Source organism: Burkholderia sp. Bp9012 (assembly GCF_003853825.1).
Classification (GTDB): domain Bacteria; phylum Pseudomonadota; class Gammaproteobacteria; order Burkholderiales; family Burkholderiaceae; genus Burkholderia; species Burkholderia diffusa.
Window position 1 is genome coordinate 266,918 of the sequence record NZ_QTQA01000009.1, and the last position, 24,219, is coordinate 291,136.

Annotated in this window: 20 protein-coding genes, 1 tRNA gene, 1 pseudogene and 1 riboswitch; of the genes and pseudogenes, 7 read left to right on the top strand and 15 right to left on the bottom strand. The window is 66.2% G+C overall.

Translation table 11 applies throughout. From position 1 onward, the window contains the following. Genes DIE11_RS15025 through DIE11_RS15040 form a run of 4 tightly spaced genes read left to right on the top strand, consistent with a single transcriptional unit; the run spans window position 1 to window position 10,571 of the window. Window positions 1-7,617: a type I polyketide synthase gene (locus tag DIE11_RS15025; RefSeq protein WP_124625040.1), complete on the top strand. Its 7,617-nt coding sequence runs from the start codon at window positions 1-3 to the stop codon at window positions 7,615-7,617. Continuing rightward, the gene (locus tag DIE11_RS15030) at window positions 7,614-8,528 is read left to right on the top strand and encodes a UDP-3-O-acyl N-acetylglycosamine deacetylase (RefSeq protein ID WP_124625043.1); all 915 of its coding nucleotides are present in this window, start codon (window positions 7,614-7,616) and stop codon (window positions 8,526-8,528) included. Before DIE11_RS15025 ends, DIE11_RS15030 begins: the two co-directional genes overlap by 4 nt. A gap of 37 nt (window positions 8,529-8,565) precedes the next feature. Further along, entirely contained in the window at window positions 8,566-9,894 is a 1,329-nt protein-coding gene (locus tag DIE11_RS15035) for an aminotransferase class I/II-fold pyridoxal phosphate-dependent enzyme (protein ID WP_124625046.1), read from the top strand. Next, window positions 9,894-10,571 (top strand): N-acetyltransferase, encoded by a 678-nt coding sequence (locus DIE11_RS15040; protein WP_260437116.1) that lies wholly within the window; start codon window positions 9,894-9,896, stop codon window positions 10,569-10,571. The genes DIE11_RS15035 and DIE11_RS15040 overlap by 1 nt, the downstream gene beginning before the upstream one ends. 9 nt (window positions 10,572-10,580) lie before the next feature. On the opposite strand, the gene rfbD is transcribed toward DIE11_RS15040, so the two are convergent. The 4 genes from rfbD to rfbB are packed head-to-tail and all read right to left on the bottom strand — an operon-like array spanning window position 10,581 to window position 14,012. Continuing rightward, window positions 10,581-11,501, bottom strand: coding sequence for a dTDP-4-dehydrorhamnose reductase (gene rfbD / locus DIE11_RS15045; protein WP_124625053.1), 921 nt, complete (start codon window positions 11,499-11,501; stop codon window positions 10,581-10,583). An 8-nt stretch (window positions 11,502-11,509) separates the two neighbouring features. After that, window positions 11,510-12,061 carry a dTDP-4-dehydrorhamnose 3,5-epimerase gene (gene rfbC / locus DIE11_RS15050; RefSeq protein WP_059608325.1) on the bottom strand — a complete coding sequence of 184 codons (552 nt, stop codon included), beginning with the start codon at window positions 12,059-12,061 and terminating at the stop codon, window positions 11,510-11,512. Further along, the gene (gene rfbA, locus DIE11_RS15055; protein ID WP_059608326.1) at window positions 12,046-12,939 is read right to left on the bottom strand and encodes a glucose-1-phosphate thymidylyltransferase RfbA; all 894 of its coding nucleotides are present in this window, start codon (window positions 12,937-12,939) and stop codon (window positions 12,046-12,048) included. The genes rfbC and rfbA overlap by 16 nt, the downstream gene beginning before the upstream one ends. Before the next feature lie 11 nt (window positions 12,940-12,950). Continuing rightward, window positions 12,951-14,012 (bottom strand): dTDP-glucose 4,6-dehydratase, encoded by a 1,062-nt coding sequence (gene rfbB, locus DIE11_RS15060; RefSeq protein ID WP_124625086.1) that lies wholly within the window; start codon window positions 14,010-14,012, stop codon window positions 12,951-12,953. A 386-nt stretch (window positions 14,013-14,398) separates the two neighbouring features. Between rfbB and DIE11_RS36330 the strand changes: the two genes are divergently transcribed. Beyond that, complete coding sequence (locus DIE11_RS36330) at window positions 14,399-14,575, top strand: hypothetical protein (RefSeq protein WP_185633765.1); 177 nt, start codon at window positions 14,399-14,401, stop codon at window positions 14,573-14,575. A gap of 20 nt (window positions 14,576-14,595) precedes the next feature. On the opposite strand, the gene DIE11_RS15065 is transcribed toward DIE11_RS36330, so the two are convergent. Then, window positions 14,596-15,429 (bottom strand): class II glutamine amidotransferase, encoded by an 834-nt coding sequence (locus DIE11_RS15065; protein ID WP_124625056.1) that lies wholly within the window; start codon window positions 15,427-15,429, stop codon window positions 14,596-14,598. A 150-nt stretch (window positions 15,430-15,579) separates the two neighbouring features. Further along, the gene (locus tag DIE11_RS15070) at window positions 15,580-15,909 is read right to left on the bottom strand and encodes a carboxymuconolactone decarboxylase family protein (RefSeq protein ID WP_006484989.1); all 330 of its coding nucleotides are present in this window, start codon (window positions 15,907-15,909) and stop codon (window positions 15,580-15,582) included. Between the two features lie 129 nt (window positions 15,910-16,038). Here DIE11_RS15070 and DIE11_RS15075 point away from each other — a divergent pair, with 129 nt between their 5' ends. Beyond that, window positions 16,039-16,986, top strand: coding sequence for an AraC family transcriptional regulator (locus tag DIE11_RS15075; RefSeq protein WP_059608329.1), 948 nt, complete (start codon window positions 16,039-16,041; stop codon window positions 16,984-16,986). A 151-nt stretch (window positions 16,987-17,137) separates the two neighbouring features. On the opposite strand, the gene DIE11_RS15080 is transcribed toward DIE11_RS15075, so the two are convergent. The 9 genes from DIE11_RS15080 to DIE11_RS15120 all read right to left on the bottom strand — a co-directional run bounded on the left by DIE11_RS15080 (window position 17,138) and on the right by DIE11_RS15120 (window position 23,655). Then, a tRNA-Lys gene (locus tag DIE11_RS15080) sits at window positions 17,138-17,213 on the bottom strand. 58 nt (window positions 17,214-17,271) lie between these two features. Then, window positions 17,272-18,021 carry a tol-pal system protein YbgF gene (ybgF, locus tag DIE11_RS15085; protein WP_124625059.1) on the bottom strand — a complete coding sequence of 250 codons (750 nt, stop codon included), beginning with the start codon at window positions 18,019-18,021 and terminating at the stop codon, window positions 17,272-17,274. A 19-nt stretch (window positions 18,022-18,040) separates the two neighbouring features. After that, on the bottom strand, window positions 18,041-18,550 hold the full coding sequence (gene pal, locus DIE11_RS15090) for a peptidoglycan-associated lipoprotein Pal (protein WP_059535484.1): 510 nt from the start codon (window positions 18,548-18,550) through the stop codon (window positions 18,041-18,043). Window positions 18,551-18,567: 17 nt separating this feature from the next. Next, entirely contained in the window at window positions 18,568-19,863 is a 1,296-nt protein-coding gene (tolB, locus tag DIE11_RS15095) for a Tol-Pal system beta propeller repeat protein TolB (RefSeq protein ID WP_124625062.1), read from the bottom strand. A 109-nt stretch (window positions 19,864-19,972) separates the two neighbouring features. After that, window positions 19,973-21,040 (bottom strand): cell envelope integrity protein TolA, encoded by a 1,068-nt coding sequence (gene tolA / locus DIE11_RS15100; protein ID WP_124625065.1) that lies wholly within the window; start codon window positions 21,038-21,040, stop codon window positions 19,973-19,975. Then, window positions 21,037-21,486: a protein TolR gene (tolR, locus tag DIE11_RS15105; RefSeq protein WP_006484943.1), complete on the bottom strand. Its 450-nt coding sequence runs from the start codon at window positions 21,484-21,486 to the stop codon at window positions 21,037-21,039. Before tolR ends, tolA begins: the two co-directional genes overlap by 4 nt. A 10-nt stretch (window positions 21,487-21,496) precedes the next feature. Next, window positions 21,497-22,174: a protein TolQ gene (tolQ, locus tag DIE11_RS15110; RefSeq protein ID WP_059608333.1), complete on the bottom strand. Its 678-nt coding sequence runs from the start codon at window positions 22,172-22,174 to the stop codon at window positions 21,497-21,499. 144 nt (window positions 22,175-22,318) lie between these two features. Then, a complete protein-coding gene (gene ybgC / locus DIE11_RS15115; protein ID WP_059608334.1) occupies window positions 22,319-22,804 on the bottom strand; it encodes a tol-pal system-associated acyl-CoA thioesterase in 486 nt (161 codons plus the stop codon). A 104-nt stretch (window positions 22,805-22,908) separates the two neighbouring features. Continuing rightward, window positions 22,909-23,655, bottom strand: coding sequence for an SDR family NAD(P)-dependent oxidoreductase (locus DIE11_RS15120; protein ID WP_059608335.1), 747 nt, complete (start codon window positions 23,653-23,655; stop codon window positions 22,909-22,911). Window positions 23,656-23,835: 180 nt separating this feature from the next. Next, window positions 23,836-23,936: riboswitch (ZMP/ZTP riboswitch) on the top strand. 137 nt (window positions 23,937-24,073) lie between these two features. On the opposite strand from DIE11_RS15120, the pseudogene glyA reads away from it, so the two are divergent. Then, window positions 24,074-24,219: pseudogene (glyA, locus tag DIE11_RS15130) on the top strand (serine hydroxymethyltransferase); the annotation flags it as partial.

A 24,219-nucleotide genomic window follows, 5' to 3' on the forward strand; every position in this document is an offset into this window, starting at 1 on the left:
ATGGAAAAGAAAATTGCAATAGTTGGGATGGCTTGCCGCTTTCCCGGTGGGGTTGAGGGACCCGACGACTTCTGGAACCTGCTGCGTGACGAACGCGATGCCGTGACCGCCATTCCGCCGGATCGATTCGGCACGGCGTTCTACCAGCACCCGTCGAAACGGGAGCCGGGAAAGAGCTACACGTTCGCCGCGGGCGTCGTCGACGACGTCGCGGGCTTCGACGCCGAATTCTTCGGCATCTCGCCGCGCGAGGCGGCGCAAATGGATCCGCAGCAGCGGCTGCTGCTCGAACTCGCGTGGGAGGCGTTCGAAGACGCCGGCGTGCGTCCGGCCGCGATGCGCGGCCGCGACTGCGGCGTGTTCGTCGGCGTGGCGGGCATGGATTACGGCAACCGCAATATGGACGACATGAACACGATCGATCCGTATTCGGCAACCGGCAACACGCTCAGCATCGCGTCGAACCGCGTGTCCTACCTGTTCGACCTGCGCGGCCCGAGCATGTCGGTCGACACCGCGTGCTCGTCCTCGCTCGTCGCGCTTCATCAGGCGATCCGCGCGTTGCAGTCCGGCGAGACGGCGATGGCGCTTGCCGGCGGGGTCAACCTGCTGCTGCATCCGTTCGGATTCGTCAGTTTCTCGAAGGCGTCGATGCTGTCGCCGCGCGGCCGCTGCCGCGCGTTCGACGCGACCGGCGACGGCTACGTGCGCGCCGAAGGCGGTGCGTTCGTGCTGCTCAAGACGCTCGACCAGGCATTGGCCGATGGCGATACGATCCACGCGGTCATCGCAGGATCGGGCGTGAATTCGGATGGTCATTCGCACGGCGGCATCAACGTGCCGGCAGCAGCGACGCAGGCGGACCTGCTGCGCGCCGTGTATCGGCGCGCGGGCATCGATCCGCGCACGCTCGCGTATCTCGAGGCGCACGGCACGGGCACGGCGGTCGGCGATCCGATCGAGGCGCGTGCGTTGATCGATGCGGTGTCGGGCGGCCGGCCGGAATCCGATCCGCTGCTGATCGGTTCGGTCAAGACCAATATCGGACACCTCGAAACGGCATCGGGCATGGCCGGTCTGCTGAAGGCCGTGCTGTGCCTGAAGCACCGCGCGGTGCCGCGTTCGCTGCATTTCGACACACCCAACCCCAATATCGATTTCGAAGGCGGCCGCTTGCGGGTGGTCGATCGGTTCACGCCGCTCGAGCGCGGCGATGCACCGCTGACCATCGGCATCAATTCGTTCGGCTTTGGTGGCACGAATGCACACGTCGTCGTCACCGAAGCGGCGGCGCCGACGCCAGTCGCGCAGTCGGCGGCAAGGATCGATGCTGCGTTGCCGCCGCTCGTCCTCACCGCACGGTCGCCGGCCGCGCTGGCAGCCGTTGCCGCACGCCATCTCGCGCGCCTGCAGTCGGGTGCCGACTGGGCCGCACTCGCGGCCGCCGCCGCACGGCGTCGTCAATGGCTCGAGCATCGCGCGGTCGTCGCGCCGGCGGATCACGAAGAAGGCTTGGCTGCGCTCGCCGCACTCGCGGAGCCGTCGGAGCGCGGGCTGCCGGCATGCGCCGTGCAGGGGCAGGCCATCGAAGGCGACGCGCCCGTCGCGTTCGTCTACGCGGGCAACGGCTGTCAATGGGCCGGGATGGGCAAGCGGCTCTATGCCGAGGATGCGGTGTTTCGCGCGGCGCTCGACGAAGTCGATGCGCTGTGGCGCGCGGACGGCAATGCGTCGCTCGTCGAAGTCATGTGCGAGGGTGTCGACGCCGAATGGCTCGCCGCGACCGAGAACGCGCAGCCGCTGCTGTTCGCGATGCAGGTCGGCATCACGCGTGTGCTGACCGCGCGCGGCATCCGCTTCGATGCGGCGGTCGGCCACAGTGTCGGCGAGATCGCGGCGGCCTGGGTGTCGGGCGCGCTGACGCTCGCCGAGGCCGTGCGCGTGATCAGGATTCGCAGCGGTGCCCAGGGCCTGACGCGCGGCGCGGGCAGGATGGCGGCGGCCGGCATCGGCGAAGCCGCGGCGCGCGACTGGATCGCGCGTCTCGATCTCGCTGCGGCCATTGAAATCGCGGGCACCAACAGCCCCGACTCGGTGACGCTCGCAGGTTCGCAAGCCGCGCTCGAAACAATCGGTGCGGCGCTCGCGGACGCAGGCCATTTCTATCAGATGCTCGGCCTCGACTATGCGTTCCACAGCAGCCGCATGGATGTAATCGAGCCGGTCGTGCGCGACGGGCTGGCCGATCTCGCGCCGCGCGATACGCATACGCGATTCGTGTCGACGGTCACCGGCGACACGTTGCCGGGTACCGCGCTCGACGCGGATTACTGGTGGCGCAACATTCGCGAGCCGGTCCGTTTCGGCGATGCAATTGCTCGCCTGGCCGACGATCGCGTGCGCGTGTTCGTCGAGATCGCCCCGCATTCGATCCTGCGCACTTACGTGAAGCAGACGCTTGCCGCACGCGTCGCGCCGGGCGTCGTCGTGCCGACGCTCAAGCGTCAGCACGATAGTGCGGAAATGCTCGCCCATTCGTTCCTGTCGGCGGTCGCGCAGGGGGCGCGTGTCGATCTCGACCGTCTCGTTCCCGATGTCCCGCACGCCGCGCTGCCGACTTATCCGTGGCAGCGCGAGCGTTACTGGCTCGTGCCGAGCGTCGAGGGCTACGGGCTCGTGAATCGTCGCGTCGATCATCCGCTGCTCGGCTATCGTCTGCACGAGCATGCGTTCGCCTGGGAGAATCAGCTCGATCCGCAGCGCGTGCCGATGCTCGCCGATCACGTGGTCGACGGCGGCATCGCGTTTCCGGGCGCCGGTTACGTCGAGATGGCACTCGCGGCGGCGCGCACGTTCTTCGGCACACCGGATGTGGCCATCGAGAACGTCGAGATCCGCATGCCGGTCGTGTTCCAGCCGCAGCATGCGAAGCTGTTCCGGTTCGCGATCGACGTGCGCACCGCGTCGTTCACGATCGAAACTCGCGACCGGATGTCGGACGGCCCATGGAACCTGAACGTGACGGGGCGCCTGCTCGAAAGCGGCAATACGCTCGATGCGTACAGCACGCCGGATGCGTCCGTCGTCACCCGTCTGCAGTCGCGTCCGGCGCTGTCCGGCGATGCACTGTATGCGGGCACGATGGCAATCGGCCTGAGCTACGGGCCGGCGTTCCGGTGGGTGCGGTCGCTGCGCGTGTCGGGCGACGACGCGCTTGCCGAGCTCGATGTGCCGTCGGTCCTTGCCGATGCGCGTGCGCGGTCGGACTATCTGCTGCATCCCGCCCTGATGGACAGCGGCTTCCATCCGCTGTTCGCGGTGCTGGCGCAGGCCGGTGCCACGCCGAACGATGCGCAGTCGGCGTTTGTCCCCGTGCAGATCGGTCGTGTCGATTTCCTGAGCGGCGAAGCGATTCGTCGCGTGCTGGCGCGCATTCATCGCCGCAGCCCGCATTCCATCCTCGCGTCGTTCGAATTCATCGATGCAAACGGCAAGATCGTCGCGCGCCTTTCCGCGTGCCGCTTCCGCCGCGTCGATCTCGCCGGGCGCTGTCACGGCGCGCCCGCGCGCTTTGCCTACGTGCTCGAAGCGCGGCCGCTGCCGGCCGGTTACACGGCCGACGCGTTGCCGCCGCCGGGCGTGCTCGTCGAGCGTGCGAATGCGCACGTCGCGGCGCGTGAGGACCTCGAGCGCCGCACGAAGCATCTGACCGAAATGCTGCCGCTGCTCGACGTGCTTGCCGGTCTGCATGCGCTCGGTGCGCTGGATGCGCTCGGCGCGTTCGCCCAGCCGGCGCTGCTGACGAACACGCATCCGCAACAGGTCGCGCGACTGGCGGAAATCGTCGTCGAGGACGGGCTGGCGCGCTTCGAAGGCGATCGTCTGGTTCGCGATGACGAAGCCTGCGCGGCGATGCCCGCGCGTGACGCGCTGTGGCGCGACGTGCTGGCGGCATCGCCGGCCCATGTCGCCGAACTGACGTTGCTGGCACACGTCGGCGCGGCGCTGCCGCGCGTGCTGCGCGATGCGTCGCCCGGGGGCGCGCTGCTGTCGTCGACCGGGCGCAGTCTGGTCGAACAGTTCTTCGATGCATCGCCGACCTGGGCGCATGCGCGCGCGCTGCTCGCCGCCTGCGTGACGCAGTCCGTCGCGGCGTGGCCGGACGCACGCCGCTTGCGTGTACTGGAGTTCGGTGCCGCGAGCGGCGACGTGCTGCAGCCGCTCGACGTGGACGTGCCGGCCGATCGCTGCGAATACCTGCTGGCGGGTACGCCGCAGCAGCTCGCCGGATTCGATGCGCAAGCGCACGCGCACGTGCGGACGCTGGCGTTCGCGACCGACGCGCCGCTGTTCTCGCAATGCCGCGATACGACGCCGTTCGACGTCGTGATCGTCAACCGGATGCTGGGCGATCATCCGGATCCGCTCGCCGCGCTGACGGCGATCGCCGGACGGCTCGCGCCCGGCGGGCTCGTCGTCATTGCCGATGCGCGCCGCAGTCGATTCTCCGACATCGTGTTCGGCACGGCCAGTGGCGCGGGCGCCGCCGGCGCGTGCGGTGCGCTGGCGCCAGCCGCGATCGAGTCGATGTGCGAACGCGCCGGGCTGGTCGACGTGGTGCGTGATACCGAACAAGGCCTCGATCTCGAGGGCACGCCGACGTTCGTCGTCGCGCGCAAGCCCGCTGCCCGCGAGCAAGCGGCCGGCGCATCGCGGGATGAGGATCGGGCGCGTCGCATGGCGCAGAGTGACGACGCGCACTGGCTGATCGTGCAGGACGATGTCGACGCGTTCGGCATCGCCCTGTCGGGCGAGCTCGAGCGGCTGGGTTGCCGTGTCGAGTCGGCAGCGGTGCGTGACGCCGCGGCATGGTCGGCGCGTCAGCCGGCCGGGCATTCGGCGCATGTCGTGTTCGTGGCGCCGCTTGCATCGCTCGACACCGCCGACGGTGCGGCCATGATGCGCGCGCAGCGCGGTGGCGCGCTCGCGCTGGCATCGATCGTGCGCGATCTCGATGCAGCCGGCGCGACGGAGCGCGGGCGACTGTGTGTCGTGACGCGTGGCGGCGCGCCGTTTGCCGCAGGCACGTCGTCACACCCCGAGCATGGAACGTTGTGGGGTCTCGGCCGCGTGATCGCGAACGAGTATCCGGCGCTGCCGCTCCGGTTGATCGACGTCGATCGCGCCGTCGAACAACCGGCATCGCAGCTTGCGATGGCGCTGCTTGGCGACGATGGCGAGGAGGAAGTGCTGCTGGCGCCGCAGGGCCGCTACGTGCCGCGCATGTTGCCGGCCGCGCAGGCGGCCGAGCGTGACGGCGCGCTGTCACGCGCATCGGGCCGGTCGGGCGCTCGGCTCGCATTCGACATGCCGGGTTCGTTGCGCAACCTCGAATGGTTCGCGATGCCGGCACGCGATCTCGCCGCCGGCGAGGTCGAGATCGAGCCGATGGCGACGGGGCTCAATTTCCGCGACGTGATGTACGCGATGGGGCTGCTGTCCGACGAAGCCGTCGAGACGGGCTTCGCGGGCGCGACGATCGGCATGGAAATGTCGGGACGCGTCGCGCGGGTCGGCGCCGACGTCGAAGGGTTTGCACCGGGCGACGCGGTGCTGGGTTTCGCGCCCGCATCGTTCGCGACACGCGTGGTCACGCGCGCGACCGCGATCGCACACAAGCCCGACACGATGTCGTTCGAGGAGGCCGCCACGGTTCCGACGACGTTCTTCACCGCGTACTACGCGTTGTGCGAACTGGCGCGACTGCGACGCGGGGAGCGCGTGCTCGTGCACGGTGGCGCGGGTGGGGTCGGCATCGCGGCGATCCAGATCGCGCGCCATCTCGGCGCGGAAGTCTTCGCCACTGCCGGCAGCGACGAGAAGCGCGAATTCATTCGCCTGCTCGGCGTCGACCGCGTGTTCGATTCGCGCAGCCTCGCGTTCGCCGACGAGATCCGTGCGCGCACGCACGGCGAAGGCGTCGACATCGTGCTCAATTCGCTCGCGGGCGAAGCGATGGTGCGTAGCATCGATACGCTGCGTCCGTTCGGCCGCTTCCTCGAACTCGGCAAGCGCGACTTCTACGAGAATAGCCAGATCGGCCTGCGGCCGTTCCGCAACAACATCAGCTATTTCGGCATCGACGCGGATCAACTGATGGGCGTGCTGCCGTCGCTGACGGCACGACTGTTCGAGGATGTGATGAACCTGTTCTCCTCGGGCGTGCTGCATCCGTTGCCATACCGCGCATTCCCGGCCGCACGTGCGGAGGAAGCATTCCGCTACATGCAGCAGGCACGCCAGATCGGCAAGGTGCTGGTCACCTATCCGTCAGGCACGCCGGCGCCGACGCGTGGCGTTGCGGTGCCGGCGCTGCGATTCGACCCGCACGCGGCGTACCTGATCGTCGGTGGCACCGGCGGGCTGGGCTTCGCGACCGCGCGCTGGATGATCGAGCGCGGCGCGCGGCACCTGACGCTCGCGAGTCGCGGCGGCGCGCTGGGCGCGGCAATGCAGGCGGAAGCCGACCGCTGGCGGGACATGCTCGGCGCTGACGTGTCGGTCGCGCGATGCGACGTGACCGACGCCACGGCGCTCGACGGCCTCGTCGACAAGATCGAGCGTCGCGGAACGCCGCTCAAGGGCGTGCTGCATTCGGCGATGCAGATCGACGATGGGCTGCTGCGCAACGTCGACGACGCGCGCTTCGCGGCCGTGCTCGAACCGAAGGTGGCGGGCGCATGGAACCTGCATCGCGCGACGCAGCGGTGCACGCTCGATTTCTTCATCGTGTATTCGTCGGCGACGACCTTTCTCGGCAACCCGGGGCAGGGTGCGTACGTCGCCGCCAACGGCTTCCTCGAGGCGCTGGTCGCGCATCGTCGCGCGGCCGGCCAGCCGGCTATGTTCATGGCGTGGGGGCCGATCGAGGACGTCGGCTTCCTGGCGCGCAACGCTGGCACGCGCGAGGCGTTGCAGTCGCGGATCGGCGGTGCGTCGATCACGTCGGACGAAGCGATGGCCGCGCTCGAACGCGCGCTTGCCCAAGGGACCGTCGGCGAAGCCGTCGTGCGTCTCGACTGGGGTGCCATTTCTCGCGGCATGCCGGCCGCGCACGCTCAGCGTTACACGGCGTTGCACACGGGTGGCACGGCCGAAACGTCGAGCGACGATCGCGTGCTGCTGGAGCAATTGCGTACGTTGCCGCCGGCCGAGGCGGTCGCGCTCGTCGAGACCGCGCTGCGCGGCCAGATCGCGCGGATTCTGCATATGTCGCCGGAGCGCGTGGATGCAGGCCGGTCGGTCCTCGATCTCGGGATGGACTCGCTGATGGGCATGGAGCTCGGCATGGCCGTCGAGGAGACCTTCGGCGTCAAGCTGTCGATCATGGCGATCGCGGAAGGCGCGACGGTGCATACGCTGGCCGAGCGCATCGTCGAGTTGCTCGGTGAGCGTAGCGGCGACCAGAAGACCGCAGCCGTGGACGAACTGGCGCAAGCGCTGGTCGCGCGGCATGCATTGGGTGATGAGGCGCGGGCGACGCTCGCACGTCGTCAGGATCACGAAAAAAACCAGGGGGCAGCAACATGCAAGTCGACGCCGGTTCATGCCGGGTGAAAGCACCGCAGGGATGGCAGGCCAACGAAGGCACGGTCGCCCGGCCGGTGACGATGACCGGACATGGTCTGCACACCGGGCGCCGGGTCCAGGTGCGGATCCTGCCCGCGACGCCGTCGGACGAACGGCACGGGATCGTGTTTCGCCGCATGCGCGGCGATCATCAACTGGGGATGCTTGCCGCCGGTCCGGCGGTGCGTCGCGCGCAGCCGCTCTGCACGATGCTGCGTGCCGACGACGGCATGGGCGTGCGTACGGTCGAGCACCTGCTTGCATCGCTGCTGACCTGCGAGATCGATCACGCGATCGTCGAACTCGATGCGGAAGAAGTGCCGATTCTCGATGGTAGTGCGCGGCCGTGGATCGACGCGATCACGGCCGGCGGCCGTGCCGAATTGCAGCGTTCGAAGCGCTTTCTCCGGGTGCTGAAGCCGGTGAGCGTGGCCGACGGCGAGGGCGCGTCACGGCGCGAATTGCGCGTCGAGCCCGCCGAGCGATACGAATTCAGCGTGCGCGACGATCTCAAGGGGTTCGGCGACATGCAGTGGGACGGCGAGCTCACGCCGGGGACGTTCGCCAGCGAGATTTCGTCGTCGCGTTCGTACGGGCGGATCAAGTGGGCCGTGCCGGCGATCGCGGTCGGCTACCTGACGGGCACGCCGATCCTGCGCGGCGCGAGGCCGTCCTGCACGGCGTCGATCATCGGCAATCACGTGATCGGCGGACTGCGCGCGCCCGACGAATTCGTGCGTCACCGCGTGCTCGATCTCGTCGGCGATCTGGCGCTCGCGGGCTCACCGCTGCTGGGGCGCGTCATCGCGCATCGCCCTACCCACGAAATGAACTACCGACTTCTCAGCGCGTTGCTCGGTACGCCCGACGCGTACGAATGGGTCGACGTATCCGCGTAACGCGGACACAACGGACGGACTGCCCGGAACCAAAGACATGGCACTCGGAGAACACCTTCGCCAGCAACTGGCGGCGAAAGCGCTGAAGCGGCAGCTTGAGCGCGCAACGGAAGCTGCCGCGGCGCCCGGCGTGCCCGGTACGCCGGCGGCGCAGGCCGCGTCGGCGCGCAGCCGTTTCGAATCGATGCCGCAGTATCAGCAAGTCAGGATCATGCGCGAGATGGGCGAGAAGCTGCGCGTCGACTCGCCGTTCTTCCGCGTGCACGATGGCGTTGCCGGCGCGACCACCCAGATCGGCGGTCGCGAGTACGTGAACTTCGCGAACTACAACTACCTCGGTCTCGCCGGCGATCCGACCGTATCCGAACGTGCGAAGGCCGCGATTGACCGCTACGGCACGTCGGCGTCCGCGAGCCGCATGGTCGCGGGTGAGCGTCCGGTGCAGCGCGACCTCGAGCGGGCGCTGGCCGCGTTCTACGAGACCGACGATTGCGTCGCGTTCGTGAGCGGCCACGCGACCAATGTGACCGTGATCGGGGCACTGTTCGGCCCCGGCGACCTGATCGTCCACGACGCGCTCGCGCACAACAGCATCGTGCAGGGTGCGCAGCTGAGCGGCGCGAAACGGCTGAGCTTCGCGCACAACGACTGGCAGGCGCTCGACGAACTGCTGTCGCGCGTGCGTCGCGAATACCGGCACGTGCTGATCGCGATCGAGGGGCTGTACAGCATGGATGGCGATTTCCCGGACCTGCAGCGTTTCGTCGACGTGAAGACGCGCCACGGTGCGTTCCTTCTGGTCGACGAAGCGCATTCGCTCGGCGTGCTCGGCGCGACGGGCAAGGGCATCCGTGAGCATTGCGCGGTCGCGCCCGACCAGGTCGACGTGTGGATGGGCACGATGAGCAAGACGCTGGCCGGTTGCGGCGGCTTCATCGCCGGCTGTCAGCCGCTCGTGGACATGCTGCGCCATCTGGCGCCGGGCTTTCTCTATAGCGTCGGACTCGCGCCGACGCTCGCCGAAGCGTCGCTGGCCGCGCTCGAACGCCTGCAGGCCGAACCGGAGCGGGTTGCGCAACTGCAGGCGCGCGGGCAGCAATTCCTGACCGAGGCACGCGCGGCGGGGCTGAACACCGGCACGAGCGCCGGGTATGCGGTCGTGCCGGTGATCACCGGAAGTTCGCTGAAAGCCGCGCAGTGGGCCAACGCGATGTTCGACGAAGGGATCAACGTGCAGCCGATCTTCTATCCGGCCGTCGAGGAGAAGGCCGCGCGCCTGCGGTTCTTCATCTGCTCGACGCACGAGCCGGGGCAGATCAGCCGGACGGTCGATGTGCTGGCCCGCCTGGCGGGGCGGGCGGCATGATGCCCGCCGCGGTGCTTGCGCCGTCGTTCGACGTGCCGCAAGCCGGCGCGTCGACGCCGTTTCGCGCCGCATGCGCGGACGATGCGGCGGCATGCGCACCGCTCGTGTTCGCATCCGGCGTCGGCGAATTCGGTTTCTTCCTCGGTGAGAGCGACGCGCGCTGCATCGCGTTTCTGCAACAGGCGTTCCGGTCGCGTCACGGCCGGTTCTCGTGGCGCAGGCATCGGGTCGCGCTCGGCGCCGACGGCACCGTGCATGCCGTGATGGCCATTCATGACGGGCGCCGGACGTTGTTCGACGACGTTCACGTCGTGTGGGCCCTGGCGCGCTTTTTCGGCGTGCGCCGCACGATCGGCCAGCTGCTGCGCGGGCTGGTGCTCGAAACGGAGATTCCGGCGCCCAAGCGTGGGCAGATCCTCATTGCGCATTGCGCGACGGACGAGCAGCGGCGCGGCACGGGCATCTTCACCGCACTGCTGCGTGACGCGCTCGAGACCGGTGCGTTGCCGGACGACGACAGCCGCGACATCGTGCTCGACGTGCTGACCCGCAACGAGCGCGCCCGCGCACTGTACGAGCGGCTCGGCTTTGTCGCGCTGACGCGGTCGCGTCAGCGCTCGCGACAGCTGCCCGCCGAGCTTGATACGGTACGCATGCGGCTCACGCGTCGTGGGTGACGGCGCGCATCAAATCTCTTTCATGCACAGTTCGAGCGCGGCTTCCCAATGCGGCGCGCACAAGCCGAAGTGCTCCGCCAGTTTTGCATTCGACATGCGGGAATTGGCCGGGCGCGATGCGGGTGTCGGATAAGCGCTGGCGGGAATGGGCGACAACGACGGCTTCTTCGACAGATTCGAGAGACGAAAGATCGCTTCGGCGAATCCATGCCATGAAGTCGAACCGGCCGCACACAGGTGATAGACACCCGAATGCGTGTTCCACCATTCGTGCTGTCCGTCCCGTTCGTTCGTGGAGGCGCCGATGGCCTGCGCAGCGACGTTCGCGCTGAGCGCAGCGATCGTTTTCGACCAGGTCGGAGCACCGATCTGGTCCGCGACGATCTTCAGTTCGTCACGCTCGGCGCCGAGGCGCAGCATGGTCAACAGGAAGTTCTTGCCGCGCGTTCCGTACACCCAGCTGGTACGGAAAATCAGGTGCGCGCATCCGGATGCCGCGATCGCCTGCTCGCCCTCGAGTTTGGTCGCGCCATACACGTTTTGCGGATCGACCGGATCGTCCTCGATGTACGGGCCGTTCTTCGTCCCGGCGAACACGTAATCCGTCGAGTAATGGATCAGCGCCGCGCCGATGCGCTTCGCTTCTTCGGCGAGCACGGCTGGCGCTTCCGCATTCAGGCGCGTGGCCAACGCGACGTCGTTTTGCGCCTGGTCCACGGCCGTATAGGCGGCCGGGTTGACGATGAGGTCCGGCCTGACGTGGCGCACGACGTCGCGCACCTGATCGAGGCGCGACAAGTCGAGCGCGCCGCGATCGAGTGCGACCACTTTGCCGAGACCCTGCAGGCTGCGCGCCAGCTCGAATCCCACCTGGCCATTGATGCCGGTGAGCAGGATGGTCCGTTGCTCGGGCCGTTTTTTCTGTTCCACGGCGCCGCTCACTTGTAGTACTCGGCTTCGGCGAGCCGCTTGCCAGCCGCATCCTTGGCCGCGAGCACGGGCTCGCCTTCGAGCGGCCAATCAATGCCGATCTCCGGATCGTTCCACAGCAAGCTGCGCTCGTGCTCAGGGAACCAGTAGTCGGTGGTCTTGTAGAGGAATTGCGCCGACTCCGACAGCACCACGAAACCGTGCGCGAAGCCGGGCGGCACCCAGAGCTGGCGATGGTTGTCGGCCGACAGTGTCACGCCGGCCCATTTGCCGAAGTTCGGTGAACTGCGCCGGATGTCGACCGCGACGTCGAATACCTCGCCTTCGACCACGCGCACGAGCTTGCCCTGCGCGTGCTCGATCTGGTAGTGGAGCCCGCGCAGCACGCCCTTTACCGAACGCGAGTGGTTGTCCTGGACGAACTCGACGTCGGCCTCGACGAGCGCCGCGAATTCGCGTCCGTTGAAGCTCTCGTAGAAATAGCCTCGCGCGTCGCCGAATACCTTCGGCTCGACGATCTTGACTTCGGGGAGCGCCGTAGCAGTTACCGTGATGGCCATGCAACCTGATCCGTGAGAATGTTCAGCAAATATTTGCCGTAGCCGTTTTTCGACAGCGGCTGCGCGAGCTTCTGCACCTGCTCGGCATCGATCCACTGCCGGCGGTACGCGATCTCCTCGGGGCAGGCGACGACCAAGCCTTGCCGCTTCTGCAGCGTCGCGATGAAGCTCGCGGCCTCGATCAGCGAATCGTGGGTACCGGTGTCGAGCCATGCATAGCCGCGGCCCATGATCTCGACGTTCAACGCGCCGTCCGCGAGATAGCGGGAATTGACGTCGGTGATTTCCAGCTCGCCGCGCGGCGACGGCTCGATGTCGGCGGCGATGTCGCACACGCGGTTGTCGTAGAAGTAGAGACCGGTCACGGCGTAGTTCGAACGCGGCTTGGCTGGCTTCTCTTCGATCGATACGGCACGGAAGTCTTGATCGAATTCGACGACGCCGTAACGTTCCGGATCGTGCACGTGATAGGCGAACACCGTCGCGCCCGCGTCTTGCGCGTCTGCGTGCTCGAGCTGTTTCGCCAGGTCGTGACCATAGAAAATGTTGTCGCCGAGAATGAGCGCCGACGGATCGTTGCCCACGAATTCGCGACCGATGATGAACGCCTGTGCAAGGCCGTCGGGCGACGGCTGCACCGCATACTGGATGTTCATCCCCCACTGGCTGCCGTCGCCGAGCATGGCTTCGAAGCGTGGGGTGTCCTGCGGCGTGGAGATGATCAGGACGTCGCGAATGCCCGCGACCATCAGCGTCGAGAGCGGGTAATAGATCATCGGCTTGTCGTAGACCGGAAGCAACTGCTTCGAGACCGCATGCGTGATCGGATAGAGCCGTGTGCCGGAACCGCCGGCGAGAATGATGCCCTTGCGCGCCATGTCCGTTCCCCTTACGCGCGGTGCGCGTAGTTCGTTGCGACCCACTTCCGGTAGTCGCCCGAAGCGACTTCGTCGACCCATTCCTGATGGTCCAGATACCAGCGCACCGTTTTCGCGAGACCGGTTTCGAACGTTTCGGCGGGCTTCCAGCCGAGCGCTCGCTCGAGCTTGCGTGCGTCGATCGCGTAGCGTCGATCATGGCCCGGCCGGTCGGTCACATAAGTGATCTGGTCGCGATACGAACCCGCCGATTTCGGTCGCAGTTCGTCCAGCAGGTCGCACAGCGTGTGCACGACCTCGAGATTCGTTTTCTCGTTCCAGCCGCCCACGTTGTACGTCTCGCCGGTCTGGCCGCGCGCGAGCACCTCGCGGATCGCACTGCAGTGGTCGCCGACGTACAGCCAGTCCCGTACGTTCTGGCCGTCGCCGTACACGGGCAACGGCTTGCCGGCGAGCGCGTTGGCGATCATCAGCGGAATGAGTTTCTCGGGGAACTGGTATGGGCCGTAGTTGTTCGAGCAGTTCGTGGTGAGCGTAGGCAGGCCGTACGTATGCTGGTAGGCGCGCACGAGATGATCGGAGCCGGCCTTCGTTGCCGAATAGGGGCTGTTCGGTGCGTACGGAGTCGTTTCGGAAAATTGCGGATCGGCAGGCGACAGCGAACCGAATACTTCGTCCGTGGAAACGTGCAGAAAGCGGAATGCGGCCTTGTCTGCCGCAGGCAGCGTATTCCAGTACTGGCGTGCAGCTTCAAGCAGCGTGAATGTTCCGACGACATTGGTCTGAACAAAATCCGCCGGCCCGTGAATCGAGCGATCGACGTGGCTTTCCGCGGCGAAATGCAGGACTGCGCGAGGCTTGTATTCTGCGAACAGCGCATCGAGCGCCGCACGGTCGCAAATATCGGCTTGCGCGAACACGTGCTTCGGGTTTCCGTGCACCGATTTTAATGTTCCGAGATTGCCCGCATAGGTCAATTTGTCGACGTTCAGAACCGATTCGTCGGATTGACGCAGCCAATCCAGCACAAAGTTGGCACCGATAAAGCCGGCGCCACCTGTAACCAATATCATGTAGCCTCTTTTTATGTTAACGGCAGTGAGTCCTGCCTTGCTCTCGTTCGTGCGCGTCGCCCTCGATTGACGCAGGACGAAGAATATCAAGAAATCGTGCTGCCCCGACGGATCTGGGGGTGCTGCGTTGCACGCATATTCTAGGGTATTCCTTCGAGGCGACGCATGTATCAACCGCACAGTCTGCGTTGAAAGACTATTAATTCTCTATACCGCGGGACTCGGATGATGCCGGTCGTGTGCGGTGTATCGCGATTCTCCGTACGCTTGCGCGGGATTCATCAGACGTGCTATCGCACGCAAACATTTGCGCAAAGCCGCGACAAGGAGAGTGCAAGCGGAAGTCGACGCCGAATGCGGTGATGGTTTTTCGATACTAAAAACCGATGAACTATATCATGCTCGATTTGGTCGGCGCGAATCACCCGTTTTATATCGAGATTTGGAATCGCAATATTTTTACTTTACCGACATGGCGGGTGGCGTCGTGGCTGGTGACGTGCCTGTCGTATTTCTCGTTAAATCCGGTCCGATTCGGACTCATTTCACTTGGTGTGGCGTGAACGTTAAACGCCGCTTCAACCTATTTGTGCCGCGGATTGAACGGCCGCTGCTGCACATCCGCCCCATGCGCGACGATCACCGTGCTTTCGGGCACTTCCTCCCATGCGTCGCGCAGGTCGATGAGCGGCTCCGACACGACCATGAACGCGTCGTCACCCGCTTCGACGATGCGCGGATTGTGCGGGTAAAGTTCGTGCAGATGCCTGAACGACGTGCTGTGGAACAGCGAGCGCGATTGCCGTTCGCTCGAGTAGCGCACCGCGATGATCCGGTCGCCGTCCGTCGCGCAGATCGTCATGTTGAGCGGCTCGGCGACGCGGTATCGCGCGGCGGTTTCCTCGATCACGCCGACCATGCGTTCGAGCGCCGGCAGCGGCATCTGCTCGAGGCCGTAGGTCAACGCGAGACGGAACATCAGCTCGGAATCGGTCGAGCCTTCGAGCGTAGCGAACAGCGCCGGGTCGACCTTCATCGTCAGGTCGCGGCGCAGCTTGTGGAAATCGCGGATCAGCCCGTTGTGCGCGAACAGCCAGCGGCCGTGGCGGAACGGGTGACAGTTGGTTTCCTGCACGGGCGTATCGGTTGCCGCACGGATGTGCGCGATGAACATCCGCGAGCGGATCGCGCGCGCGGCTTCGCGCAGGTTGCGATCGTTCCACGCGGGATGCACCGAGCGGTAGCGGAACGGCAGTTCGTCGGGGTTGCCGTACCAGCCGATGCCGAACCCGTCGCCGTTGGTGGTCGTGGCGCCCAGTTCCGAATGCAGGCTCTGGTCGATCAGCGAATGCTTCGCGCGGAACAGTACGGTCTCGAGATGGATCGGATTACCCGTATAGGCGAGCCAGCGGCACATGGAGCGCTCCTTCGCGATGAATCCTCTCGCGCATGGTAGCCGACTTCGCGGCGCCGTTATACGCGGCTGCCGCACGCTCGCCGGTTGGCAGACTGCGCCGGTCGATCGTCGATGAAGGATGCGGCGGGTGCCGCATCCTTCGTGCACGCGTCAGTCGCCGAGCGCGTCCATCACGCGGGCGGAGTAGACGAGCGCCGCGCCCGCATTCAGCGCGATCGCGACGCCGAGCGCTTCCGCCACTTCCTCCTTGGTCGCGCCATGCTTCGCGGCTTCCGCCGTGTGCACGGCGATACAGCCGTCGCAGCGCGTGGTGACGGCCACCGCGAGCGCGATCAGCTCGCGCGTCTTTGCGTCGAGATGACCCGTCTTGGCGCCGGCGCCGGACAGCGCCTTGTAGCCGGCCAGCGTATCGGGCGACAGCTTGGCGATGTCGCCGATGCGCGTCGAGAGTTCCTTCCGGTATTCGTTCCAGTTCAGCATGATGCGTCCTTTCGAGAAGAGGTGAGGAGGGCGGCGGGCGCCGCGATCTCGGGCGATGCAGACCTATTCTGAGCGTTCGCGCTGAGGGTTTCGATACGCTAGAGTGTCAATTTTTAGCGAGATCGTCTCATGGATGCCCTCAGTCAACTACTATCGCTGGGCCGCAGCCATGTCGAACTCGACGTGCGCTGCCTGCTCGATGGCCCGTTCGCGATGCCGCACGATCCGTTGCCGCCCGGCGAGGCCGCGTTTCACCTCGTGCTGGCCGGAACGTGCCGGATGCGTACCGCGGACGGGCGCACGCTGCAGCTCGCCGACGGCGATTTCGTACTGCTGCCCGCGGGTGGCGCGCACGACCTGCTCGACGCAGGGGCCGGCCGGTTGGGGCCGGTTGCAGCGCTGCGCGATCTGGGGACCGGCGGTGGCACGGTGCTGCCGGTCAAGTCGAATCTCGATCCGGCCGAACCGGGCGGCGCGAGCGTGGACCTGCTGTGTGGACGGTTCGTCTATGCGCGCGGGGCGGGCGAACTGCTGATGCGCACGCTGCCGCATGTACTGCATGTCGGGTTGCGCGAGGCGTCGGGGTTCGCGCCGCTGCAGCTGCTGACGAGCGTGCTGCGCACCGAGGCGTCGAATGGTCAACCGGGCGCCGGCGCGATCGTGAACGCGCTCGGCCAGGCGCTGCTCGCGTATGCGTTGCGCGCATACGGTCGTGGTGCGCGCGTGCCGTCCGGCTGGCTCGCGCTTGCGGCCGACGCGCGGCTCGGCCCGTCGGTTCAGGCCGTGCTGCAGGCGCCGGAGAAGCCGTGGACGGTCGAGTCGCTCGGCGATGCATCCGCGATGTCGCGCGCGACATATGCACGGCATTTCCGCGAGCGGGCCGGGATGAGTGTCGGCGCGTTCATCGCGCAGATCCGGATGATGCATGCGTGCGCGCTGCTGCAGGACACGCAGCGCGGGCAGGCGGAGATCGGGCAGGCAGTCGGCTATCAGTCGGAGGCGGCGTTCGGCAAGGCGTTTCGCGCGGTGCTCGGCACGACGCCGGGGCGCTGGCGGCGCGCGCAGCGCGACTCGTGAGGTTGCCGGCGGGGGCGTCGCGCTCGACGACGAACCGTTGGCGAAATCGAAGAGGGGAGAAGTGTCTGCGTGCCGCGGCGCACACCTGCTCGCGAGGCAACAACAATGAAAAAGGGGCTTCCGGTTTCCCGGAAGCCCCTTCTTGACATCTTGGTAGGCCGTGCGTGACTCGAACACGCGACCAACGGATTAAAAGTCCGCTGCTCTACCAACTGAGCTAACGACCCAAAGAGCAAAAAATTATAGCGGCGGATCGCTGGTCTGTCAACAACCCGTCACCATAATTTATTTGATGCTTTCGATCTTGCCCTGTGCCGTCTGCGCGGCGTTCGATCCAGCGTATTGCGACACGACCTGCTCGAACGTCTTCTTTGCAGCCGCCTTCTGGCCCTGCTCGAGTTGGTTCGTGCCGATTGCCACGAGTGCGTCGGCCGCGCGCGGGTGCTGCGGGAACTTGCTCACAATCCCTTGCCACGTTGCAGTCGAACCGCGGTAGTCGCGCAGCGCGTATTGCGCATTGCCGTACCAGTACTGCGCGGTCGGCTGGTAGGGGCTCTGCGGATACTTCGCGATGAACGCGCGGAACGAAGCCGCCGCCGCCTTGAAGTTGCCGTTGCGGAACTGCTGTTGCGCCGCGTTGAGCGCATCCGTTTCACCCGGCTGCACGGTGCCTTCCACGCCGTCGATCGTCGCCTGTTGCGGCTCGAACTTCTTCAGCCGCGTGTCGAGATCCTGGTAGTACTCTTTCTGCTGCCGCTCGAGCGTCGTCAGCCGGTTCGTCAGATCTTCGTTCTCGCCGCGCAGCGTCGCGACCTGCTGGTTCAGCTGGTCGATACGGCCGGATTGATCGAGGATCGTACGCTGGGCGGCCGACAACTGACTGGACAGGTTGTCACTCTTGCTGCGCAGATCAAGCACGGCGCGGCGCGCCTCGTTGTCGTCGAACATGCCGGCGTGCGCCGGCGCGGCCGACCACGCCGCGCCGACGGCGCAGAATGCTGCGGCCATCCGCAGCCAGGATACACGGTGCGTCATACGGCAACTCTTCCGTTACTTACTGTTGGTAGACGAGGTCGGCGCGGCGGTTCTGCGCCCACGATGCTTCGTCGTGACCCGATGCTTGCGGCTTTTCCTTGCCGAGGCTCACGGCTTCCATCTGCGAGTCGTTCACGCCGAGCAGTGCCATCGCGCGGCGGACAGCCTCCGCACGCTTCTGGCCCAGCGCAAGGTTGTACTCGCTCGTGCCGCGTTCGTCGGTGTTGCCCTGGATCAGCACATGGCGCTGCGGGTGGCTCTTCAGGTACTGAGTGTGCTGCTGCAGCAGCGGCTGGTATTCGTCCTTCACCGAATAGCTGTCGAAGTCGAAGTAAATGCTGCGCTTCGCAAGCGGGCTGTTCGGGTCATTCAGCGGATCGACGTTCACCTGCGCGACGTTGTCGGCGCTCGGCTGCGTGCTCATCGCGCCCGCGTTGGCCTTGTCGTCGAGCTTGACGCCCGACTTACACGCTGCGAGCGCGCTGATCATCATCACGGCCAGGGCCAGACGAGCTTTGTTCGACATCATGGTTACTCTCCTTGTGGTCATTGCATGAAGGGCCCCCACGACGGCTCACGAACGGAGCCGCCCTGGACGGACAGGATCTGCGGCGGCGCGCTGCCGTCGGAGGGCACTGCTGCCAGCACGTTGCGACCACCCGACTGGGTAGCGTAAAGAAGGTACTGGCCGTTTGCCGCGAAGCTCGGCGATTCGTCGCGATTGGTATTCGTGATGGCGTTCGCCGCGCCGGTTTGCAGATCCTGAACGTACAGCTTGAACCCCCCACCCGTGCGGGAGATGTAGGCGAGCAGCTTGCCGTCCGGGCTGATGCGCGGGCTGGTGTTGTAGCTGCCGGTGAAGGTCACGCGTTGCGCGGAGCCGGCGCTTTCGCCTTGCGCGGGCATCCGGTAGATCTGCGGCGCGCCGCCGCGATCGCTCGTGAAATAGATCCAGCGGCCGTCCGGCGAGTAGAACGGCTCGGTATCGATCGAGCTGCTCTGCGTGAGCCGGCGCAGACCGCCGCCGTTCGCATTGACCGTATAGATTTGCGTATTGCCCGTCAGCGACAGCGCAACGGCCAGCGTGTTGCTGTCCGGCGACCACGCCGGTGCGCTGTTGTTGCCCTTCTGGTCGGAGACCATGTAGCGGCGGCCCGTCGGCAGGTCGTGGATGTAGACGATCGGCTTCTTGCGCTCGAACGACACGTACGCGACCTTCGTCCCGCTCGGCGACCACGCCGGCGAGATGATCGGCTCGGTGCTCGAGAGCGCGATGCGTGCGTTCTGGCCGTCGGAGTCCGAGATCTGCAACTGGTACCGGTTGCCCGTCTTGATCACGTACGACAGACGCGTGGCGAACACGCCGCGCACGCCGAGCAACTTCTGGTAGATGTAGTCGGCGATCTTGTGGCCAGCCGTGCGCAGCGTGTTGTCGTTCGCCGTCAGCGACAGGCCGCCGAGGCTTTGCTGCTTCACGGTGTCGTACAGGATGAAGTTCACCTTGTACTGGCCGTTGGCGTCGCGGTTCACGCTGCCGGCGACGAACGCGTTCGCGCCCTTGGCCTTCCATGCGCCGAGATCGACCGATGCGGTTTCGGGCACGGGCGTGCTGCCCGCGTCGATATTGGTGAATTTGCCGCTGCGCGCGAGGTCGGCGCGGACGATCGACGTGACCTGCTGCGGCAGGTTCGCCTCGTTCACGAAATTCGCGGTGGCGATGGGGAACTGGGTCGAACCGACGCCGGTGATCAGCACGTTGACCTGCGCATTAGCGGCGCCGCCGGCCGCAATCAGACACGAGGCCACGAGTGCCCTGAAACCTAGTTTCGTCATCAAACTCATGCTTCTTGCTTCCCATGTGACTTGGATCGCTGCGCAACCGCAGAGACAGTAAAAATACCCGATTCGTTCCCGTCCGGCAGCGACGCACGGAGTGTAAGCGCATTTGCGATCACTCCGCTGCCTTGAAGGTAATCGTAATGTCGGACGGGGTACGACCGTTAGAATCGGGCGGCAATGGGACCGACGCCTGAATCGCATTGACCACGGCTTGATCCCACCCCGAATTTCCGCTCGAACGGCGGATCGAAACGCTCAGCACGTCGCCCGACGGCGTGCAGCGGATCGCGACGACCGTCGTCAGGCCCGCGCGCTCGCCGCCCCAGACGATGTTCGGCTTCACACGGCGACGCACCTTGTCGGGATAGCCGGGCGACGCGGCATTGCCGCCGGAGCCCGTCCCGGTACCGCTTTTCGCGAGGCCTTCACCGCCGCCTTCGCCGGACCCGGACATGCCTTGCATCTGCGCGAGACGCGCGCTGCGCTCACGGTCGAGCTTCGCCTTCGCCGCCGCGTCGGCCTTCGCGCGCGCCGTCGCTTCGGCCTTCGCCTTTGCCTGGGCTTCCACCTTCGCCTTCGCGGCCGCGTCGGCCTTGGCCTTCGCCGCCTGCTGCGCTTCCAGCTGCGCCTGCTTCTGTTGCTGCAGTTTCTGCTGCTGGAGTTTTTGCTGTTCGAGCTTCTGCTGCTCCACGAGCTGTTGTTGCTTGAGCTTGTCCGCCTGCTTCTGCTTTTCTCGCTCGGCGGCCTTCTGCGCGGCGAGGGCAGCAGCCTGCTGGGCCGCAAGCTGCTCGCGCCGGGCTTCTTCCTGCTGGGTCTTCAGTTGTTGCGCGCGGCGCTGCTGCTCTAGCAGCGCTTCGCGCGCGGCCGCTTCCTGTTGCCGTTTCTTCTGCTGCAGCGCGATGTCCGCCTGCTCGTCCCGGACCGGGGGAGGGGGCGGTGCGAGCTTCGCGGGCGGCGTGGGTGTGACGACGGGCCGCGGCGCGGGCACGTCGGGCACCTCGGTCCACAGTTCGGCTTCGGCGCCTGCCGGCGTGCTGTTCTGCCACTGCACGCCGTGATAGAGGAACAACGCGAGCAGCACGTGCATCAGCGCGGCGAGCGCGAACGCGCGCCAGGTGCCGCGCTCGCGAGGGGGCTGAGACGGATAGGCGTTGCCGCGCGTGGATTGCTGCCGGTTCATTGCGATTTGACGAGGAGGCCGACGCGCTTGACGCCGCGCGCCTTCAGGTCCGACATCACGGTCATGACGGCATCGTACTGCACGGTCTTGTCGGCCGCGATCACGACGGGCTGGTCGGGATGGTCAGCCTGCCGGGCCGAGATGAAGCTGTCGAGCTCGGCCTTGGTCATCGTGTCTTCCTGCGTCGCGCCGGAGTCGCCCTTGTACTTGACGCTCATCGTGCGGTCGGCCTTGATGTTGACGACGACTGGTGGCGTCTGTTCCTGGGGTGCGGCATTGCCGACGGTCGGCAGATTGATGATCGACGGGGCGACGAGCGGTGCCGTGACCATGAAGATCACGAGCAGCACCAGCATCACGTCGATGTACGGCACGACGTTGATGTCGGCCATCGCGCGGCGCGAGCGGCCGCCGCGCATGCTGGATCGAATGGGACTTCCTGCCATGGCGCGCTCCTTACTGGGCCTGACGCTGCAGGATGTTCGAGAACTCTTCGATGAAGGTCTCGAAGCGGATCGCGAGGCGGTCGATGTCGTGTGCGTAGCGGTTGTACGCAACAACCGCCGGAATCGCGGCGAACAGGCCGATCGCGGTGGCGACGAGCGCCTCGGCGATGCCCGGTGCGACGTTCGCGAGCGTCGCCTGCTGCACGTTAGCCAGGCCGCGGAACGAGTTCATGATCCCCCAGACGGTGCCGAACAGACCGATGTACGGACTGACCGAGCCGACCGACGCGAGGAACGCGAGGTTCGCTTCGAGCACGTCCATTTCGCGCTGGAACGACGCGCGCATCGCACGGCGCGCGCCGTCGAGCACGAGGCCCGGGTCGCTGATGCGCTTTTCCTTCCCCTTCAGGAACTCACGCATCCCCGATTCGAAAATCCGCTCGAGCGCGCCGATCGTGTGACGATTGTTGGCCGCGCTTTGATACAGCGCCTGCAGGTCGCCGCCCGACCAGAAATCCCTTTCGAAGCGTTCGGTCTGCGCGCGTGCGCGGCGGATCGCGAACCACTTGCGGAAGATGAAGGTCCACGACATCAGCGACAGCAGCAGCAGCAGCCCCATCACGGCCTGGGCCAGCACGCTCGCGTTGAGGACGAGGGAAATGATCGACAGGTCTTGAGAAGTGTTCATAGAGGTTTGAGTAACGTCCCTTCGGGGGTGTCCGGCGAGGGCGCACGGTATGCGTGTGGCGCGGCGCGCCGGCCTGGCCTGGCGCCGAACCTTGCTTAGTATCGATTCAGGAGGGCAAGTTCATAGGCTTTGTCTAAACGGTGCTCATCCGAGCTTCGTTGACAATACAGTCTGCCCGGCGTCGATGACGGGCCCGCGTTGCAGCGCGTCGAGCACGACCGGCGGGATTGCCGCGGGCCGGATGCCGGTTCGGTCGACGCAGCCGAGGCGGATGTGTCCGGCCACGAGCAGCGTGTCTCCGCACCAGGCTTCCTGCGTGAATTCCACCGATGCGCGGCCGATGCGTCCGGGCCGGCTCGTGATCGTCAGCGCGTCGTCGAGTCGCGCCGGCGCGCGGTAGTCGAGCGACGTGCTGCGAACGATGAAGATCGCGCCGGTATCGTCGGCGAGCCGACGCTGGTCGATGCCGCATGCGCGCAGCCACTCGGTGCGAGCGCGTTCGAAGAACTTCAGGTAGTTGGCATAGAAGACGATGCCGCCTGCGTCGGTGTCCTCGTAGTAAACGCGTACCGGCCAAGTGAAGCCGGAGTGCGCGTCCGGGGAGCGGGTAGGCTGAGTCATGGCGCGCATTTTACCGGAAGGCCGAGGCCGGATTCGTAACCGATTCGTAACGGAATGTAGTATGCCGTAGCACACTGCGGGCCGGCCCCGAGAGGGGGCGGGCCCGCGCGACTTCAGCCGCGGTGGACGGTCGGGCCGCCGGGCGCTTGCGCGACCGGCATCAGCTCGATCGTGTTGACGTTGACGTGTGCCGGGCGCGTCGCGATCCAGTAGATCGTGTCGGCGATGTCCTCGGGCATGAGCGGCTGGACATTGTTGTAGACGCTCGCCGCTTTTGCGTCGTCGCCGCGATAGCGGATGTTCGAGAACTCGGTGCCGCCGCACAGGCCCGGCTCGATGTCGGTGACGCGCAGTGGCGTGCCGAGCAGGTCGGCGCGCAGGTTCAGGCTGAATTGTCTGACGAAAGCCTTGGTCGCGCCGTAGACGTTGCCGCCCGCATAAGGGTACGAACCTGCGACCGAGCCGATATTGAAGATGTGACCGCGGCCGCGCTCGATCATGCCGGGCAGCAGCGCGTGCGTAACGGTGACGAGGCCCGTGCAGTTCGTGTCGATCATCGTGTGCCATTCGTCGAGGCTGGCCTTTTGGGCCGGCTCGACGCCGAGCGCGAGGCCGGCGTTGTTGACGAGGACGTCGAGTGCTGCGAATTCGGCGGGAAGGGCGGCCGGCACGGCTTCGACGGCCGCGCGATCGCGTACGTCGAGCTCGAGCGGCAGCAGGGAATCGCCGAGTTCGGCGGCGAGCGCATCGAGACGATCCTTGCGGCGCGCGGTCGCGACGACGCGGTGGCCGCCCTTGACGAAGGCACGGGCGATGGCGGCGCCGAAGCCGGCGGACGCGCCTGTGACGAACACGATCATTGCTGCTCCTGGTCGGTAACAAAGTAGCGGATAGTATCTCGCAAGCCTACTGAGATTGCCGCACCGCGGCAAGGCGGCACAGCGTTCCGGTACGGGCGCGTAGAGTCTGGCCCCAATTGCTTCGGGCGTCCCGCCGTGCGGTTGCCTATTCATGACGCATCCAATACACTAACGCGCTCATCACCCCTGCGTGACTGGCGATAGAACCCTTCGGGTTCAAGGTGGAGCATCCCACCGTGAAGCGCGGGGCGCCGTTTTTGCCGTTCGCCTGGGCAGCCGTTGTGCGCCGTCGCGTGCATCGCCGGTGGCTGTCCTGCCTCGCGTCATACGGATTCTTCCGCCACGTCGGGCTGGTTCCGCCAGCAGCGCAATGTACTCGGCCACTCCGGTCAACCTGTACACACTTAACGGAAACCGTATGTTTGACAGAGCCCAAAGCACCATCGCGAACGTCGATCCCGAAATCTTTGCAGCGATCGAGCAGGAAAACCGCCGCCAGGAAGAGCACATCGAGCTGATCGCGTCGGAAAACTACACGAGCCCGGCCGTGATGGCCGCACAGGG